Annotated in this window: 19 protein-coding genes; 8 read left to right on the top strand and 11 right to left on the bottom strand. The window is 37.4% G+C overall.

Annotated elements, in window-relative coordinates; translation table 11 throughout:
• Positions 1-233 precede the first annotated feature (233 nt).
• From AC1M9L_RS14265 to AC1M9L_RS14245, 5 genes are all read right to left on the bottom strand, one after another.
• On the bottom strand, positions 234-2,111 hold the full coding sequence (locus AC1M9L_RS14265) for a 5'-nucleotidase C-terminal domain-containing protein (RefSeq protein WP_481592490.1): 1,878 nt from the start codon (positions 2,109-2,111) through the stop codon (positions 234-236).
• A gap of 62 nt (positions 2,112-2,173) precedes the next feature.
• A complete protein-coding gene (locus AC1M9L_RS14260) occupies positions 2,174-3,769 on the bottom strand; it encodes an FAD-dependent oxidoreductase (protein ID WP_481592489.1) in 1,596 nt (531 codons plus the stop codon).
• Positions 3,766-4,227 carry a hypothetical protein gene (locus tag AC1M9L_RS14255; protein ID WP_481592488.1) on the bottom strand — a complete coding sequence of 154 codons (462 nt, stop codon included), beginning with the start codon at positions 4,225-4,227 and terminating at the stop codon, positions 3,766-3,768. The genes AC1M9L_RS14260 and AC1M9L_RS14255 overlap by 4 nt, the downstream gene beginning before the upstream one ends.
• A gap of 162 nt (positions 4,228-4,389) precedes the next feature.
• Entirely contained in the window at positions 4,390-5,004 is a 615-nt protein-coding gene (locus tag AC1M9L_RS14250; RefSeq protein ID WP_481592487.1) for a YidB family protein, read from the bottom strand.
• A gap of 101 nt (positions 5,005-5,105) precedes the next feature.
• A complete protein-coding gene (locus AC1M9L_RS14245) occupies positions 5,106-5,573 on the bottom strand; it encodes a DUF6231 family protein (protein ID WP_481592486.1) in 468 nt (155 codons plus the stop codon).
• 31 nt (positions 5,574-5,604) lie between these two features.
• On the opposite strand from AC1M9L_RS14245, the gene AC1M9L_RS14240 reads away from it, so the two are divergent.
• The gene (locus AC1M9L_RS14240) at positions 5,605-6,480 is read left to right on the top strand and encodes a DUF2797 domain-containing protein (protein WP_481587632.1); all 876 of its coding nucleotides are present in this window, start codon (positions 5,605-5,607) and stop codon (positions 6,478-6,480) included.
• Positions 6,481-6,516: 36 nt separating this feature from the next.
• Here the strand turns inward: AC1M9L_RS14240 and lpxB are convergent, their stop codons facing one another.
• Complete coding sequence (gene lpxB / locus AC1M9L_RS14235; RefSeq protein WP_481592485.1) at positions 6,517-7,686, bottom strand: lipid-A-disaccharide synthase; 1,170 nt, start codon at positions 7,684-7,686, stop codon at positions 6,517-6,519.
• A 186-nt stretch (positions 7,687-7,872) separates the two neighbouring features.
• Here lpxB and AC1M9L_RS14230 point away from each other — a divergent pair, with 186 nt between their 5' ends.
• The 3 genes from AC1M9L_RS14230 to AC1M9L_RS14220 all read left to right on the top strand — a co-directional run bounded on the left by AC1M9L_RS14230 (position 7,873) and on the right by AC1M9L_RS14220 (position 10,675).
• A complete protein-coding gene (locus AC1M9L_RS14230; RefSeq protein WP_481592484.1) occupies positions 7,873-8,748 on the top strand; it encodes a sulfite exporter TauE/SafE family protein in 876 nt (291 codons plus the stop codon).
• 262 nt (positions 8,749-9,010) lie between these two features.
• The gene (locus AC1M9L_RS14225; RefSeq protein ID WP_051586615.1) at positions 9,011-10,102 is read left to right on the top strand and encodes a 3-deoxy-7-phosphoheptulonate synthase; all 1,092 of its coding nucleotides are present in this window, start codon (positions 9,011-9,013) and stop codon (positions 10,100-10,102) included.
• A 48-nt stretch (positions 10,103-10,150) separates the two neighbouring features.
• Positions 10,151-10,675: a protein-tyrosine phosphatase family protein gene (locus tag AC1M9L_RS14220; protein ID WP_481592483.1), complete on the top strand. Its 525-nt coding sequence runs from the start codon at positions 10,151-10,153 to the stop codon at positions 10,673-10,675.
• Between the two features lie 10 nt (positions 10,676-10,685).
• Here AC1M9L_RS14220 and ispF read toward each other — a convergent pair whose 3' ends face one another.
• Complete coding sequence (ispF, locus tag AC1M9L_RS14215) at positions 10,686-11,171, bottom strand: 2-C-methyl-D-erythritol 2,4-cyclodiphosphate synthase (protein WP_092767822.1); 486 nt, start codon at positions 11,169-11,171, stop codon at positions 10,686-10,688.
• A gap of 98 nt (positions 11,172-11,269) precedes the next feature.
• On the opposite strand from ispF, the gene AC1M9L_RS14210 reads away from it, so the two are divergent.
• Entirely contained in the window at positions 11,270-11,923 is a 654-nt protein-coding gene (locus tag AC1M9L_RS14210; RefSeq protein ID WP_481592491.1) for an A1S_1983 family putative colistin resistance protein, read from the top strand.
• 23 nt (positions 11,924-11,946) lie between these two features.
• Here the strand turns inward: AC1M9L_RS14210 and AC1M9L_RS14205 are convergent, their stop codons facing one another.
• The 4 genes from AC1M9L_RS14205 to AC1M9L_RS14190 all read right to left on the bottom strand — a co-directional run bounded on the left by AC1M9L_RS14205 (position 11,947) and on the right by AC1M9L_RS14190 (position 15,599).
• Positions 11,947-12,795: a DMT family transporter gene (locus tag AC1M9L_RS14205; protein WP_092767820.1), complete on the bottom strand. Its 849-nt coding sequence runs from the start codon at positions 12,793-12,795 to the stop codon at positions 11,947-11,949.
• 77 nt (positions 12,796-12,872) lie between these two features.
• On the bottom strand, positions 12,873-13,910 hold the full coding sequence (fba, locus tag AC1M9L_RS14200) for a class II fructose-bisphosphate aldolase (RefSeq protein ID WP_481592482.1): 1,038 nt from the start codon (positions 13,908-13,910) through the stop codon (positions 12,873-12,875).
• Positions 13,911-14,042: 132 nt separating this feature from the next.
• Positions 14,043-14,291 (bottom strand): hypothetical protein, encoded by a 249-nt coding sequence (locus AC1M9L_RS14195; RefSeq protein ID WP_481592481.1) that lies wholly within the window; start codon positions 14,289-14,291, stop codon positions 14,043-14,045.
• 120 nt (positions 14,292-14,411) lie between these two features.
• Positions 14,412-15,599 (bottom strand): phosphoglycerate kinase, encoded by a 1,188-nt coding sequence (locus AC1M9L_RS14190; protein WP_035269172.1) that lies wholly within the window; start codon positions 15,597-15,599, stop codon positions 14,412-14,414.
• 138 nt (positions 15,600-15,737) lie between these two features.
• Between AC1M9L_RS14190 and AC1M9L_RS14185 the strand changes: the two genes are divergently transcribed.
• The 3 genes from AC1M9L_RS14185 (at position 15,738) to AC1M9L_RS14175 (ending at position 17,689) form a co-directional block, all read left to right on the top strand.
• Positions 15,738-16,121: a DUF2237 family protein gene (locus AC1M9L_RS14185; protein WP_035269188.1), complete on the top strand. Its 384-nt coding sequence runs from the start codon at positions 15,738-15,740 to the stop codon at positions 16,119-16,121.
• Positions 16,121-16,732, top strand: coding sequence for a Maf family protein (locus AC1M9L_RS14180; protein WP_481592480.1), 612 nt, complete (start codon positions 16,121-16,123; stop codon positions 16,730-16,732). Before AC1M9L_RS14185 ends, AC1M9L_RS14180 begins: the two co-directional genes overlap by 1 nt.
• A gap of 492 nt (positions 16,733-17,224) precedes the next feature.
• Entirely contained in the window at positions 17,225-17,689 is a 465-nt protein-coding gene (locus tag AC1M9L_RS14175; protein WP_481592479.1) for a hypothetical protein, read from the top strand.
• The last annotated feature ends 155 nt before the right edge of the window (positions 17,690-17,844 follow it).

Raw genomic sequence — 17,844 nt, 5'->3', positions numbered from 1 at the left:
AAACACTTAACAACTCAGCAACCTGCTTCGCTCGTTTCCGTGTATCTCGTCGGTATGGGGTGCATTCTAGAGCATTTCGAAATCATTGCAACCCCTTATTTAAACAAAAACTCATGCATGTTTATTTTTTAAGCAAATTTATGTTTTTTACACTAAAAAATACACAAAAACGATTAATTAAATTAAAAAACCCCAATTAAATTGAGGTTTTTCAGATCAAAAAGCTCTAAATCTTATTCTATGTATTTTTGAGTACTATAATATGAAGTAGGTAATTTTCGAATTGTTTTTATTTCTTGATGACCATCTATTGAATTTAAGTAATTTAAGAATGCTTCTGCATAGTCCAATCCAACATCTATTCGACGATCACCTGTAATTTTTTTCAATGTATGATAGTAATCAGCCCCATCAGCTAAAAAATTGATGGTTACAATTTTATATAACTGATTTAAATCTAATGGCACAAGCTGGTCAGACCTATTTCTGACTTGAATATTTGTAATACGCTTTCCATTAGGCTGCGTCATATCAACTTGCCAAGTTAATCCAGCCGTATATGGATAACTTCCAGTATTTTTTTGTTCAATCACGCCTGAAATGGCATCTTCAAGCGTATCTTTAATTTCTTGACCAGTCATATTCAATTGAACGAGCGTATTTTTGAAAGGTAAGACTTGGTAGATATCTGCTACAGTGATATTTCCTTTCGCCAAATCAACTCTTACTCCACCTGCATTTTGAAATGAAATATCAGCATTAAAATATTCTTTGCCTTGTTTAAGAAATGCTTCGGCAACCATTTGTTGAATATCACCACCATGGGCATCGACATGCGCATTCAAATTACACACATCACCTAAAGATGATCGTGAGCGATCAAATTGAGTTCCCGGCACACGTCTTGAACATAAATTATCAACTGCCTGCCCAACAACTTTGGCTGCAAATAATTTTTTAGATTGCTTATAGGGCTCTAAGACACTCAAAATACTTTGATCTTCTTTAACAATAGAAAAAGGTGCTTGTTCTTTTTCGAATTGATGTTCTATATATTTTTTTTCTTGATCACTGACTCTTTCATTATTTTGCTTACGTTTAAAATCATCGCCAATTAATACATGCGGTGTGCCCACACAACTTTTAACCGCACCATCTGCATCAAATTTTACGTTAAGCTCACCAACCACATAACTGTATTGCCATGCTTGAGCAACACAAACAGTTTCGCCATTTTTATTTTTCAGTTGTAATGGGTAGGCAGCGACAGGAGACATACCATACTTTTCTAATATATGAGGTCCAAACAATGTGTGGGAGTCGCCTCCAATAATCACATCCACATCCGTAAGTTCTTGTGCTAATTTTTGATCTAGTTCATAGCCTACATGTGTTTGTAAAATAATTTTTTTAATTCCCTGTTTTTTGAGTTGATTAATCTCATTTTGAGCTACTGTAATTTCATCTCGGAATAATGTGTCTTGATTTGGTTGAGAGGAGTTTTTAGTTTTTGATGCAATGGTGAGCCCCACAACCCCATATTTTTCCCCATCCCGCTCAAGAACAATAGATTTTTGAATCCGATCTGTCTGATATATAGGTGAACTCACCCCAAATTCAACATTTGCAGAAAGAATCTCTGTTCGCTCTTTACACTGCCCTTCGTCTAAAAAACCAATAAAATCTTTTAAGCCTTGATCTTTTGCATCAAATTCATGATTTCCCAAGGTGAAAGTATCAAAACACACTGTATTCATCATTTCAGCATCAGCTTTACCATTTGAGAGGTTGTAATACAGATCTCCTGTTATCGCATCACCAGCATGAATTTTCACTACATTCTGATGATTTTCTGCCATTAGATTCATAAATGTTGCTACACGAGAAAATCCACCACGCGAAACGACTAGTTGTTCTTCACCATGACCTAAATCGAAATTAAAGCTAAGCTCTTCACCATCTAAATGGGAGTGATGGTCATTAATATGAAGAATTTTCAACTCTGAGGGTTGTGTAATATTAGGATTAGATTTTTGGTCATCTCCACCACAACTACTTAGCAATAACGATGTCGTTAATAGAAGACCTGTTATTTTTATCTTGTTCTTCATTTGAATACTCCTTTTTTTAAACCAAGAGTATTCAACGAAGATATGACATTATGATGGTGGATTTATGACACTTTATCGAAATGACTAATTTTATATTTTTCTGCAAATCGCTCAGCTAATGCCGTAATGGTCAAACTCGGATTAACACCAACATTCACAGGAATCGCACTCCCATCTACCACATATAAGCCTTGATAGCCAAAAACCTGATGATTAGAGTCAATCACACCTTTAGAGGAATCTTCAGCCATAACTGCACCACCCAATATATGCGCTGTAACAGATAAGTGCCCCATACTTTCCAATATATTATTCTGTGCTTGACCACCACTTACTTCAGCAAATTTTTCTGCAGCTTCATTTGCTAGCGGTATAAAAGACGGCGCTCTTTCTCCAACTGAAACCTGCGTTTTCAAAAAACGCCTAAAACCTCTGAGTGCAGTACGTCCATATACAAATCGTATTTGATTGTCTGCCTGTTGCATGACGGTTAATACAGTGACACGTTTATGCCAGTTTTGAGAACGCCATGATCGAGTTGAAACAAAGGGGTGCAGAAAAAAATGCTTTAAAACATGGAGTGCACGTTTTACAGGTTGATCGCCATTGACCAGTGGTCCCATATAAAACTTCATAAACTCATAACTTGCTGGAAATCGATTCTGAGTAATATGTGTTTTGTCATCTGCATGAAAATGACTGGAAATGGTCGTCCCTCTCGTTAAATCTATTGTTTTATCATTATTAGAGATTGCAACAATCGCCTCACTATTGGTTCGAATATGCTCACCTAACTGACCAGAAATATTCGGTAAGGTTTTGTACACTTCTCTTGAAGCAAACAGAATTTCAACGGTTCCTATAACACCTGCGGATAGAATGACCTGTTTCGCAGAGTAATCTTGTTTTTCTTTGGAGTTAAATGACTGATATGTATGAATGATATATTTTCCATCAACATGTGAAAGATGAGTCACTTTGGTTTCTGGAATAATCTCAACTCCATTGTTCTCTGCAAGATATAAATAGTTTTTATCCAAACTATTCTTCGCACCCTGCGCACACCCCGTTATACAATTTCCGCACTGATTACAACCTATTCGTTCGGGACCTTGACCATTCAATAGCGGATCACTCACCCATTGATGAGGATCTCCAAAGTAAATTCCCTGTGGTACGGTGTCGAAACTATCTCCAGAACCCATTTTTTCTGCTGTTTGTTTTAACCACTCATCTTGCTGACCTTTATATGGATTTAAACTTACACCTAGCATGGACTGAGCCATCTGATAGTGCGGTTGTAATTCCCTCTCCCAGTCTTCTGACAAATGACTCCAAGTTGGATCACGATAAAACTTTTGACCTGGTTTTAACAACACAGCAGCATAAATAACACTGCCACCACCAACGGCAACCCCTCGAACCACACCCATATGTTGGAATACGTCTTGTGCAAGAAAACCCTTCATCCCTAACGTCGGTGCCCAATTTAAGTATTTAGAACTCCGACTTGCTCGTTGTAAATCATCTTCAGTGAGCCTTCTTCCCTGCTCTAGCACAGCTACTTTTAATCCAAGCTCAGACAATCTTAGCGCAGATACACTTCCACCAAAGCCTGAACCTACAATAATGACATCATATTCAAATTTTGATTTCATACATCACGACTTAGAATAAATGGAAATGAAAAATGCTTTAAAAAAGGAAGATTAATGATAGTCATACACAACATCGTATGTTCATCAAGCTGTCTTAACTCATCAACCACCCAACGCCATGGAATTGGTGCTGTCTTGCCATAATACAAGGCGATCGTTTGTTTTCCATCAATCAAAGACGCCTCTTCTAGACACTCCATTTGAAGCTTTTCACTTCTCTGCCCGCGATTGAGTAAAATATTAGTGACTAAATTTTGATTGATGAATTTTTTCCCAAACCATCCCCCCAATCCACTTAAAAATAAACTCGGTGCTGCAGACACTCTTAACCACCAAGGACCAATAAACTGAGCCTTATATTCTCCTTGTCTCATGACAAGTGGCGCGGATGAAAGTTGTTGATAGGTTGCCTTAATCGAGGACAACGAAGCAGTGATTAAATGCTCCTTACGGATCATGAATTTCTCCCTCAATGATTTTTGTTTTATTCAGCATGTCCTATGCTTCTTTATGAAATATATCAATCGTTTAAATTCTATTCCACATACATACTTTGATCGATTGCATAAAAAAAGCCGAATGTATGTCACATCCGGCTTTTAACTCAAATTAATTTCACTTTATTTCTTTAAAAAACCTGATACAAGATTCAACACATTTTGTATATCTGAATTCGCTTCTTGTGGATCGGTCTTATTTGCTTGAGGTGTAAGCGAATCAATAATTTGTGGTAAGACTGAAGAAATCGCACTGTATACATCCTGTTTAGAAACTTGCGCTTCTTGTGCAACTTGATCTACATCTTGCTGATCAAATAAATTTTGAACTTGTTGCGTGCTGACATTGGCATTTTCGCCAGGACCAGTTGAAACCCAATCATCCACTTGACTCGTCAGACCCTGACCTTTCAGTTGATCAAGCGCACCTTGCAAACCGCCATTTTTTTGAATCCAATTAAGAATTAAAGGAACCACTGCGATTAATAAGGTTTGAGCGTTTAGACCTGATGATTTGCCTACACCACCAGATTGACTACCCGATAAACCACCAAGTACAGATCCCAAAATCCCTCCCAATCCACCTTGTTGTTGGTTTTGATTGGTCTGATTATTTTGTCCCGTTAAACTCCCGAGTACCGAACCAAGTACACCACCCAATCCCGATTGATTAGATTGTGGATTACCGCCTAAAGCCTGTTTCGCTAAAACTTCAACGATATTACTTAAATTTGTCATCAAGACACCTTTACATTCTTATTTTCATTGATCAGCATATCGTTAAAAACATGGCTTTGTACATTGAAATTGTTGTGTTTTGATAAACTCAAAGCTTGCCATTACCATCGAAACTTATTCCAATTTTCTGGATTAGCCCAAAACTTAGAATTAAACCAATCTGGCACATGCTTATAATTCAAAATATTGAATTGCCATAAGGCGAAATCTTGCTCTGTATTTTTTTGCTCAATGAGCTGCGTGAATCCCAGACTTCTTAATAATTGTTCATCTGCAATATGACTTAACACGACGATTCTTTTTGCCATTAAATCACGCAGTTTTACCAGCATTTGTGATTTATGATGGGTTAATAGTGTATCCATCTGTTCATTATTTAAAATCACAACACCTAGATCATAGCGTTGCTGAAAAGGAAGCATTAAAAATTCAGTTACGTTAAAATGATTCCATTGGATTGTTTTAGCATAGTCTTGGCTGAGATCCTGACCAAGACATACGGCAGTTTGAATTGGCTGTTCTTTAGATAAATCGTCTAGCATTGACGTGATGACATTTTTCTCAGCCATGAGCTGTACCTTATTTGAGTGAGATTAAAGCATGGAATTACAGGGCATTTGTCATAAAATGCACGCTGGTTTAACCAACCTAAGTGTAACTGAACAACAAACACAACAGGCAAATGTTGAATATAAATTTATTTTAGATCGTTCAGAAATCAATCTCCCGTTCAACTTAGGTCAAGAAATTGAAATTGAATGGACCGGCAAAATTTACTGTGTTTCCTGTGGGAATAAAACACCAAAATCATACTCCCAAGGTCACTGCTTTAAATGCATGAAAACGAAAGCAGCCTGTGATATGTGTATTATGAAGCCAGAAACATGCCATTACCATTTAGGGACTTGTCGTGAAGAAAGCTTTGCTCAAGAAGTATGCTTTCAACCCCATATTGTCTATCTTGCCAATTCAAGTGCATTAAAGGTTGGCATTACCCGTTTAGGTCAAATGCCAACACGTTGGCTAGATCAAGGGGCTACCCAAGCTTTACCTATTATGAAAGTGGGCTCTCGTCGGTTATCAGGACAACTTGAAGTCATGTTTGGTGCGCAAGTCGCTGATAAAACAGACTGGAGAAAATTGCTGAAAGGTGAAGCGGAAAAGGTAAATTTGTTAGAGATCAGAGATGAATTGCTCACGGAGTTTGAACCTCAAATTGAAACCATTCGAGATGAGTTCAGCATGAGCCTAGATTTCAATGAAAATGTAGAAATTTTAGAAAACGAACTTCCTCGTGAATTCATTTATCCTGTCGATCAATATCCTGAAAAAATTAAATCGCATAACTTAGACAAAACGCCAGTCATACGTGGAAAACTGCACGGTATCAAAGGACAATATCTGATTATGGACACAGGTGTAATCAATATACGCAAATATACGGGTTATGAATTAAAAATTCGTGCTGATTCATAATGCAAAATCAATAAAGCCTCAATATGAGGCTTTTTTTTAAAGGATAGATAGAATTGCGTGCACTGGATCTTCATTTTGATCCGACAATAATTGCTTGTGCATCGTCAACAATTGCATAGATTGTATTTTTGAGTTTTCGATATTCATCAACAACTCAATCTCATGTGCTAAGTTTTCTGGAGTTGCATCATTCTGGATTAACTCCTGAATTACTTTTTTTCCTGCAATAATATTAGGTAAAGAATAATAAGGAATTTTTACTAAAAGTTTCGCAATCCAGTAGGTCAAACTGTTTAATTTATAAAAAGTCACCATCGGACGATGCAATAACATCGCCTCAAGTGTTGCTGTACCCGATGCCAACGCCACAATATCACTGGCATCCATGACCATCCGACCTATTTTAGATTCCGCGTCAATATTTTCCATTAACTTGATATTATCTCTGAACCTATCTGGGTAACCTATTAGGATCTGCTCAATTTGTTGTTTACGAGCATCATTGATGGCTGGAATTAAAAATTGATACTCGGGATATTTTTCATGGACAATCTTCGCTGCATCTAATACAAGCGGCCCTAACTTATCAATTTCACCACGACGACTTCCAGGCAGTAACGCGATATGTTTTTGTGCAGGATTTAAACCAAGCGCCTGCTTTGCATCGAGCATAGGATTTTCCAACGGTAGTTGATTGGCGAGAGGATGTCCAACGAATACCGCTGGCACATTAAATCGATCATAAAAAGTTTTTTCGAATGGGAATAGACAAAGCACCAAGTCAATTGTGGCTTTGATACCATGAACACGACCTTGACGCCATGCCCAAACCGAAGGACTCACATATTGAACCGTCTTAATTGGCAACGATTTTTGCTTTATTTTTTTTGCTAAGCGCAAGTTAAAATCTGGTGCGTCTATCCCTATAAAAATATCAATAGGTTGTTTAGTCCATTGATCAACCAAGCCATCTCGAACCGCAAAAAGTTTTTTAATATCTTTTAATACTTCAACAATTCCCATCACCGATAGAATATCCATCGCATAATAGCTTTTAAAACCCTCTGCAATCATTTGAGGACCGCCAATTCCTTCAAATTCAGCATCAATTCCCTGCTCTCGAAAACGACGTATTAATTTGGCGCCTAAGGTATCACCTGAAACTTCACCAACCACAATGCCAATTTTAAGTTTTCGATTTTGCAAATGAATATCCTCTCTCATGCTCTACAAGTATCTTAACATAAGCAGCTCATAACAGATTGAGTTCTTGAAATATCTTAACTTAGCAATGCTTTATCTTATTTTTGAATAAGTAAATGAATAATCAAGACAACAGCTTATATTCAAAAATCATAAGATATGCCGGTTTTCTGATAAGTAGCACAAACGATGTACGGTTCTATTGAATATATTTTAGCAGGTGTTTTAGTTGGTTTCTGTGTAGGGGTCACTGGCGTGGGTGGTGGCTCACTTATGACCCCTATCTTGATTGGTTTATTTAAAATTGAACCACATATTGCGATTGGTACAGATCTACTTTATGCCGCGATTTCTAAGTTTTGCGGCTCTTTTGTACATGCAAAAAAACTTAATATTGTTTGGCCTATCGTCATTTGGCTCGCGATCGGAAGTATTCCAGCCTCTTTAGCCACAACTTGGGTTTTAGACAACTATTTGAGTCAATCCACACATTACAAAGCCATTCTCACGATGGTCTTAGGCTTTATGCTGACCATTACTGGTATTTCAATTGTATTCCGTACACAGGTAGAAAAATTCTTCAAAAAATTTTCCAAAGAAGTTACTGAACAGGAAGTTGAATTAACTCGAGAAAAATTAAAGCAGAAGCGTTTATATATAGCTTTAATGGGTATTGTACTGGGTATTTTTGTGACCTTATCTTCAGTTGGCGCGGGTGCATTCGGCATTATGGCGCTGATCATCATGTTCCCTAATTTACCTATGATTAGAATTATTGGTTCTGATGTTGTCCATGCAGTTTTACTGACGCTCGTGGCAGGTATGGGGCATATGAATTCAGGAAATGTTGATTTCAATTTATTAATGTGGCTTTTAGTCGGATCGATTCCTGCAATCATCGTTGGTACGTTGGTGAGCTCCCATTTACCAGAAAAAATTATTCGCAAGGTACTGGGTATCACCTTATTTGCCATTGGTGTTAACTTCATGCTTAATCCAGTCAAAGCAAAACCTGTGACCGCACCTGAGGCAGTTATTGAATCCTCAACTCAAGCCCAGTCTTAATTTAATATCATGTTCAAACTATAACCTCAGTGAAGCTGTATATTTCACTGAGGTGAAATTAAATGATTTATTAAATTTAATAATTTTCAAAAATTAAATCATTCTATACAATACAAGTAGAAACTCTGATTAATACCAAAAAGACAATTTCATTACTTTTTTTTATTAAATCCATTCAACTTTTTGATAACAAATGATCTACTGAATCATGCTATATTCAATAGATTGAACATTTTCTTGTAAAAACGAACCAGTGACGGCAATGAATACTTTACAGTCAAATTCTATCACCCAAAACGACATTGATGACGTGAATGTACAAAGCATTCAGCCTCTTGTTACTCCTGCTGAATTAAAAACAGAATTACCGTTAACTGATAATGCATACCAAACAGTCCTAAAAGGTCGTGAAACTGTACGTAATATCTTAGATGGCAACGACAAACGTTTATTCGTAGTCATTGGACCGTGCTCTATTCACGATCCTGCAGCAGCTCATGATTATGCTGATCGTTTAAAAGTTTTAAGCGAAAAAGTGAAAGACACGCTTTATATCATCATGCGCGTGTATTTCGAGAAGCCTCGTACAACAGTGGGTTGGAAAGGCTTAATTAATGACCCTGACATGAATGACTCTTTCAACATTGAAAAAGGTTTACGTTTAGGTCGTAAATTATTGCTTGAACTCAATGAAAAAGGTTTGCCATGCGCAACTGAAGCGCTTGATCCAAACTCTCCACAGTACTACCAAGACTTAATTTCTTGGTCAGCAATCGGTGCACGTACAACAGAGAGCCAAACACACCGAGAGATGTCTTCAGGTTTATCATCTCCAGTCGGCTTTAAAAATGGTACGGATGGTGGTCTCACTGTTGCGACCAATGCGATGCAATCTGTAAAACATGGCCATAGTTTCCTTGGCTTAAATGACCAAGGTCAAGTTTCGGTCATTCGTACTAAAGGCAACCAATATGCCCATGTCGTGTTGCGTGGTGGTAATGGCAAACCGAATTATGATGCTGGCTCTGTAGCAGAAGCTGAAAATGCATTGGCGAAAGCAAAAGTAAGCAACAAGATCATGATTGATGCGAGTCATGCCAATTCTAATAAAGACCCATACCTTCAGCCATTGGTTCTAAAAAATATCACTGAACAAATTTTAGATGGCAATAAATCGATCGTAGGTATTATGGTTGAAAGTCATTTAAAAGGTGGCCGTCAAGATATTCCTGCAAATCTTTGCGATTTAGAGTATGGTAAGTCTGTTACAGATGGATGCATCGATTGGGAAACAACTGAAAAAGTTTTGTTGGAAATGGATGCAGCTTTGAAAGACGTTCTACCACAACGTTAATCAGATAAAACGCCATCACACGATGGCGTTTTTTTATAAGGTTAAATCATGGATCAACTCGAAAAAGAACTTAGCTCAATCCCCCATTTTCAATTTGTTCATGAGCATTTGTTTAGCTCAGGTCAGCCAGACGAAGAACAACTTAAATCGATTAAAGCTTATGGTATCGATACTATCATTAATCTCGCTTTTAATGATGCTACACCGAACTTAAATCATGAGGATCGCTTAAGTGCTGAAATTGGTCTTAACTACATCCAAGTCCCTATTGATCCAGAATTTCCACATGACGATCAATGTTTATTTGTGCTCGATCTGATCGACCATCTCGTTAAAGAGAAAATGGTCTGGATACATTGCACCGAAAATCATCAATGTAGTTCATTAATCTATCTGTACCGACTACATTATATGAATATGGATTTACCTACTGCACATGAGCTATTACACCAAGTATGGGAACCCAACAACACTTGGACTGGCTTAATGCACGCGGTCGGCTTACAGTTGCAAGGACGTAAAGCTACTCAAGAACTGCAAGCCTCTTTGATGAAAGCGCAAAACTTTGAATGATCGAAATTGCTCATTGATGACTAATTAATACGGTAGCTGTAGACAGGATTCCTTCCTGACGACCAGTAAACCCTAATTTTTCAGTGGTAGTGGCTTTAATACTAATCTGATTGATATCCACATCAAGTACATCTGCAATACTTTGACGCATATCTAAATTATGTTTCGCTAATTTTGGACGCTCACAAGCCACTGTAATATCCGCGTTATTCAGTTGATAACCACGATCCAATATCAACTGATAAACATGCTTTAATAAAACCTTACTGTCCGCGCCTTTGAACTGTTCATCAGTATCTGGAAAGTGCTGTCCAATATCACCGAGCGCTAAAGCACCCAACAATGCATCACAAAGTGCATGTAAAACTACATCTCCATCAGAGTGTGCTTTCAAACCATGTGTATGCGGAATACGAATACCAGCCAATGTGACATAATCGCCTTCCTCAAAAGCATGAACATCAATACCTTGACCTATACGAATAGCTAAGCTCACATTGAACTCCTTTACACAGTTTTTGAAAATGAAATCTTGTATTCTTTGATTCTTGTTCGCTATAGTAGATGCGCAAACATTTGAAAGTATAAGCGATGATGTTGTCAAAAAGCGTATCAAGTTGGATGAAACCTTTAATTTCTATCTTTTTCATTGGATTAAGCAGTGTTTCTGTCGCACAGGCACAACTTATTCAATGTGATAAGCCTCAATCAAGTTTTAAAAATTCCATGATTTGTGCTGTTGATTTTTCATCTTTGAGAGGTGAATTGAATGAACGCTTTTTAACATCCTACTTAGTTACCGATGCACCAACTCGATTAATTCAAGATACACAACAGCTTTGGCTGAATCGACTGCAGCAGTGTAAAAATAAAAATTGTGTGTCATCACAAATCAATCAACGCATTGATGATTTAAACTTTTACATGTCGATGAATCAAACGCTCACTCAACATTACATTAAGTTTGAACAAGGTAAAATTGCAGCGCAACCTGTACACCTTAAGATTCATCAATTAAGCAAGGATCGCGTTAAAATTGAAGGTATTGCTTATCGTAGCCCTAACAATCGCATAGAAACCCAGACCATCCCATTATTGGCTTATACAACCACTCAAAGCAAACACGAAATTATTGATAATGAGCATGATTGTCAGTACAAACTCAAATATCAAAAATCATTACTGATTGTCTCAACTGAGCAAACAGGCTGTGAGCGCTTTAGTGGAATCTATCGACTATATGATTAAACAGAGTGTATGCAAGTTCACAGTTAAATTGCGAATGCTAAACACAACACTCCTGTGATCGCTAACAGAATACCTAAGCTGTTTTTTAGGGTTATTTTTTCTTTAAAAACTAATATACCTGCGATCACACCTAACACTACGACTAGAATATTCATACCAGCGAATACGATTGCAGGTGAATCCTTTAACAACATATGTGCTTTCACATAAAGTGCAATATTGGCAAAATTCAATACACCTAAACTTAGTCCAGCAAGAAAATTTTGCACTGTCCATGATGTTTGACGCAGGGACAAATATCCCATGGAAATAATGAAAGCAAACACAAACATCAAGTTTAAACTGACTGCAAATTTTAACCCTAAACTTGTACTGTATTTTAACAGAACATCTACGAGTGCATAGCCAAGCCAAACTGCGAGCAAATACATTCCTGCTTTTTTTGTTTGCAATGTTGGTTTCGATGTTTTAGAAAAAATGATCAAAACAATTGCACTCAAACCCAATGCAATACCAATCAATTTCAGGGTGCTAAATTTTTCTTGGAAAAGAAAATAGGCTGCCAACAATGAAAGAACAACGGATAATCTTTGCGCGATTTCAGTTCTAATAATTCCAGCTTGATCAAGTGATTTGGAGAGCAGCAAGAATATTGAGGGTAATGCTATCCCCAACAACCCAATAAGCCACCAAGGTGTGGAGGTTAATGATATTTGGTTGAGGTCTGGCTTAAACCAAAAAAAACAGAGTATCGTGGCGATAGCATAATTCCATGCAATCATTTGCATGACATCAAATCCACGAGACTTACTAAACTTCAATAAAATCGATACTAGTACGCTGCATAAAGCTGCTGAAAAAATCAGTTCCATAATTTGCTCTTGTTTTTTATTCAAGAAAAAGCCCACAATCACTGTGGGCTTTTTAAAATTATAAATAATTTTATTAATTATTTATAACGATCTACCATTTTCTCTAAAGAAATAGGGCGAATCTTGTCAGCATGACCTGCTGTACCAAATGCAGTATAACGATCTACACAGATTTGCTTCATTGCTTCAACAGTTTGAGCAAAGAATTTACGTGGATCAAATTCGCTTGGTTTTTCAGCCATCATACGACGCATAGCACCTGTTGAAGCTAAACGTAAGTCAGTGTCGATATTGATTTTACGTACACCGTGTTTAATTGCTTCAACCAACTGCTCAACAGGAACACCGTAAGTTTCTTTGATGTCACCACCGTATTGGTTAATAATCGCTAACCATTCTTGTGGAACTGAACTTGAACCATGCATTACAAGATGAGTATTTGGAAGTGCAGCGTGGATCTCTTTAATACGATCAATCGCTAAAATATCACCTGTAGGTGGACGCGTAAATTTATAAGCGCCGTGTGAAGTACCAACCGCAATTGCTAACGCATCAACGTTAGTATCAGCGACAAATTGAGTCGCTTCCTCAACCGAAGTAAGGAGTTGTGAATGATCTAGAACGCCTTCAGCGCCAACACCATCCTCTTCACCAGCCAAACCAGTTTCAAGGCTACCTAGGCAACCAATCTCACCTTCTACAGATACACCACACGCATGTGCCATTTGAACAACACGACGAGTTACATCTACGTTGTAATCATAAGTTGTTGGTGTTTTACCATCTGCAGCTAATGAACCATCCATCATTACAGATGAAAAGCCCAATTGGATTGAGCGTTGGCAAACGTCAGGATCAGTACCATGGTCTTGGTGCATCACAACTGGAATGTGTGGCCATTCTTCGATTGCAGCCAAAATAAGATGGCGTAAGAATGGAGCACCAGCATATTTACGAGCACCAGCAGATGCTTGAACAATAACAGGTGAATTTGTTTCATCTGCGGCTAACATAATCGCGCGCATTTGTTCTAAGTTGTTTACGTTAAACGCTGGTACGCCGTAACTATGTTCTGCGGCGTGATCCAAGAGCTGGCGCATTGAAATAAGAGCCATAATTTCCTCCCAGGTAATGCTCCATATTCTAACCTGACCTGTGTTTCAATTCAGCAACAATTGACAGTATTTCATAAAAAATCCCTGCAATTGCAGGGAGATTTTCAATTTAATACTTATTGAAGTAGAAAATCACTCCGCCGTTGCTTGATCAGCAGGTGCATTTGCAACTTCTTCAGGAACATCAGTATTATTTTCATCTTGTAATGGCTGATCAATAGCATCGATAGCCGCTTGTTGTTCAGCACTAATATCTGATGCTTCAACAGCAACTTCTGATGTTGATGTTTGATCTGCCGCTGGTGCACTTTCTTGTTTAGAACAAGCCGTCATTGCAAGAGTAGCAGTCAATAGTGCAATTACGCCTAATTGTAATTTCATGATGTTATTCCGCATGATAAATCAGATTATGATCATAATATTTCAAAATTATTTCATTTTCATGACGAAAATTAGTCATAAAAAAAGACCTTCTTAGAAGGTCTTTTTTCTTAAATCCAATTAAGCGCGTTCAAGTAGAACAGCGACTGCTGGTAATGTCTTGCCTTCTACAAATTCAAGGAAAGCACCACCACCCGTTGAGATATAACCAATTTTGTCAGCAACTTCATACTTATCAATCGCAGCTAAAGTATCACCACCACCGGCGATAGAGAAACCTTCAGATTCTGCAATCGCTAAAGATAGCGCTTTCGTGCCCTCACCAAATTGATCAACCTCAAATACGCCTACTGGACCATTCCAAAGGATTGTTTTTGAAGTTTTTAAAATTTCAGCAAATGCTTGAGCTGTTTCTGGACCAACATCAAGAATCATGTCATTGTCAGCAACATCTTCAACTTTTTTCACTACGGCTTTTGCTGCCGCTAATGAGCCAAGGAAGTCATCAAAGTTAATTTCTGATGCGTCAGCAACAACAACATCTGTTGGCAATGGAACCGATACTTTCGCAGCAATTGCTTTAGCTGTATCGATTAAGTCATTTTCACAAAGTGATTTACCAACGTTATAGCCCGCAGCTGCTAAGAATGTATTCGCAATACCGCCACCGACAATGAGCTGATCACAAATATCTGATAACGATGTTAAAACATCCAGTTTAGTCGATACTTTTGAACCCGCTACGATAGCAACCATTGGTTTTTCAGGCGTCTGAAGCGCACGACCGAGTGCGTCTAATTCAGCGGCAAGTAATGGACCTGCTGCTGCAACTTTAGCAAGACGAGCCACACCTTCTGTCGATGCTTCTGCACGATGTGCAGTACCAAATGCATCCATAACAAACACATCACAAAGTGCTGCATATTTTGCTGCTAACTCTGGATTATTTTTCTTTTCGCCTGTGTTAAAGCGACAGTTTTCTAGTAACACAACTTGGCCTGGCGCAACTTCAACACCATCCAAATATTCAGTGAGTAATTTAACTTCTTGACCCAATGCTTCAGTTAAGTAGGCAGCAACAGGTGCAAGTGATTGTTCAGCTTTAGGCTCACCTTCAACTGGACGACCAAGGTGAGAATAAACCATTACTGCTGCGCCTTTTTCAAGAGCGGCTTTAATTGTTGGTAATGCAGCGCGTAAACGTGCATCACTCGTAATCACACCATTTTTAACAGGAACGTTTAAGTCTTCACGGATCAGAACACGTTTACCTGCTAAATCGAGGTCAGTCATACGCTGAAAGTTCATGTATAGCTCACTTTATAGATATCAAAACCGCATAGATTCTAAATGATTATGCTAAAAAAGGTGAGTAAAATTTCAGAAAAGCTGTAGAAATCTTTAGATTTGATTATGATAGATGGAGTCGAACCACAAAGTGTTGCTATGTCTATCCATCCAGATCCAAGTATTAATCGTTTAAATGTTTTCGGCGAACCGCTCGCCAGTTGTTGTTTTGATCCTATTACAGGATATTTCAGAAATGGTTTTTGCCACACTGCACCCTCTGATTTAGGTCAACATACAGTCTGTGCCGAAATGACGTCTGAATTCTTAAGTTTCTCGCAACGAATTGGGAATGATTTGACAACACCACTACCCGAAGTTGGTTTTCCCGGTTTAAAGCCTGGTGATTTCTGGTGTATTTGTGTGACGCGCTGGGTTGAAGCTTATCAGAATGATATGGCACCGAATTTAAAACTTCAGGCTTGTCATCAATCAGTACTTGCTTATGTCCCGATCGACATTTTAATGGAATTCTCAGTGTAATGAATCATCATGTTGCTTCAACGTCAGCAAGAATTATTTTAGCTTCTGGCAGTCAAACACGTAAGGAACTACTTAATCGATTACATATCGATTTTGAACAAATATCACCCGATATCGATGAGACTCCGCGTGGGGAAAGCCATGCCGATGATCTTGCCTATCGACTCGCATATGAAAAAGCAAAATATTTTGCTGAGAAAGATCCAGATGCGATCGTTATCGGTTCTGATCAGGTGGCTTGGCGTGAAGGCGCACCTGACATATTTATTGGAAAACCTTTATCTCCTGAAAAAGCAATCAAACAACTTCAAGCAAATTCAGGAAAAATTGTTTATTTCAGTACGGCATTAAGTGTTCAACACGCTTCATCTGGGTTTGAAGAAACCATTGTTGAACATTATAAGGTCAAATTTAGGCATTTGAATCTGGAAGAAATTCAGCGTTATGTCGCACTTGAACAACCTTTACAGTGTGCTGGAAGTTTCAAATGCGAAAGTTTGGGCATCAGCTTATTTGAAGAAATGATTGGGCAAGACCAAACCACGTTGATGGGCATGCCGATGATTCAATTGTGTAAAATTTTACGTGAATTGAAAATTCTAGTGCCTTGATACGTTGCATATTAATAAATAAGACCGAGTTCAATAACTCGGTTTTTTTGGAATTATTTGTTACTAGCAACTGATGAATGAAATAAATACCCTATTTTTAGCTCAAATAATTACAACTGAGCTAAATTAATTTATATACACAAAGCTGTGGAAAATTGATCGATAAGCGATCTCAAAACATAGAAATTGTAAAAAAGTTCAAATGATCATATTTGGGTTGTTCATTTCAAGTTAAGAATATGAATTACATGAACAAGTTAAGAAACTTTGTATAACATCCATTATCTTAGTTTAAGTTATCATTGTTAAAGTTTTTTTCAATTTTGGATACTATCTTTAGGGGGATACATATGCATGATAACTTCTGGAATAGATTTCTACATATAGAAAAAAAACTAAAAGAATTTAGTACTCACTTAGATTTTGACATTAGAAACAATGAAACTTTTTCTATAGAAATAATGAATTTGTATCTTACAATTTGTTCAGAAATTGAAGCAATTTTTTAAAGCTTGTACATCTAATATTGGTAATTCATTCAACTCTAGAGATTTTCGTGAATACTATAAAGATGAAACACAACTACAAAGTCTATCTCTCTTAAATTCTGACGTAAAAATTAAATATACATCTTTAAAATTCACTCCATTTGATAAGATAGATAGCGATGAAACAATTTTATGGTGGAATCACCATAATAAAATTAAGCATGATCGTGAGATTAATAGAAATCTCGCGAACTTAAAAAATCTATTAGACTCAGCTAGCGCACTTTTTTTACTTAACTTAGTCTACAGATTTGTAGTTCAAGAAAAAATATACCTTATACCCCCTCCTGAAATTTTCGAAACAAAAGACTTCTTGGTCAGCATTCATTCTTCAGGAGGTGGGCTTCTATATACATCCAAAGCTTGTATAAATAGTTTTGGTGCTGAAAGCCCTTTTGATGATGATTAGTTTAGTTAATATTTGATTCAATAAATCTGCCTCATTTAACATAATGGCTGTTATACGATATGAAATTGTTAGAAACCATTTAAAGTGTCTATATTCTCACCAATAAAAATGTCTAGTTTATGATGGTTTTTACCATCATGGACTGGATATAAATT

The sequence above is a fragment of the Acinetobacter sp. ANC_7511 genome (assembly GCF_056779975.1).
This window is presented reverse-complemented; position numbering and strand designations above follow the sequence as displayed.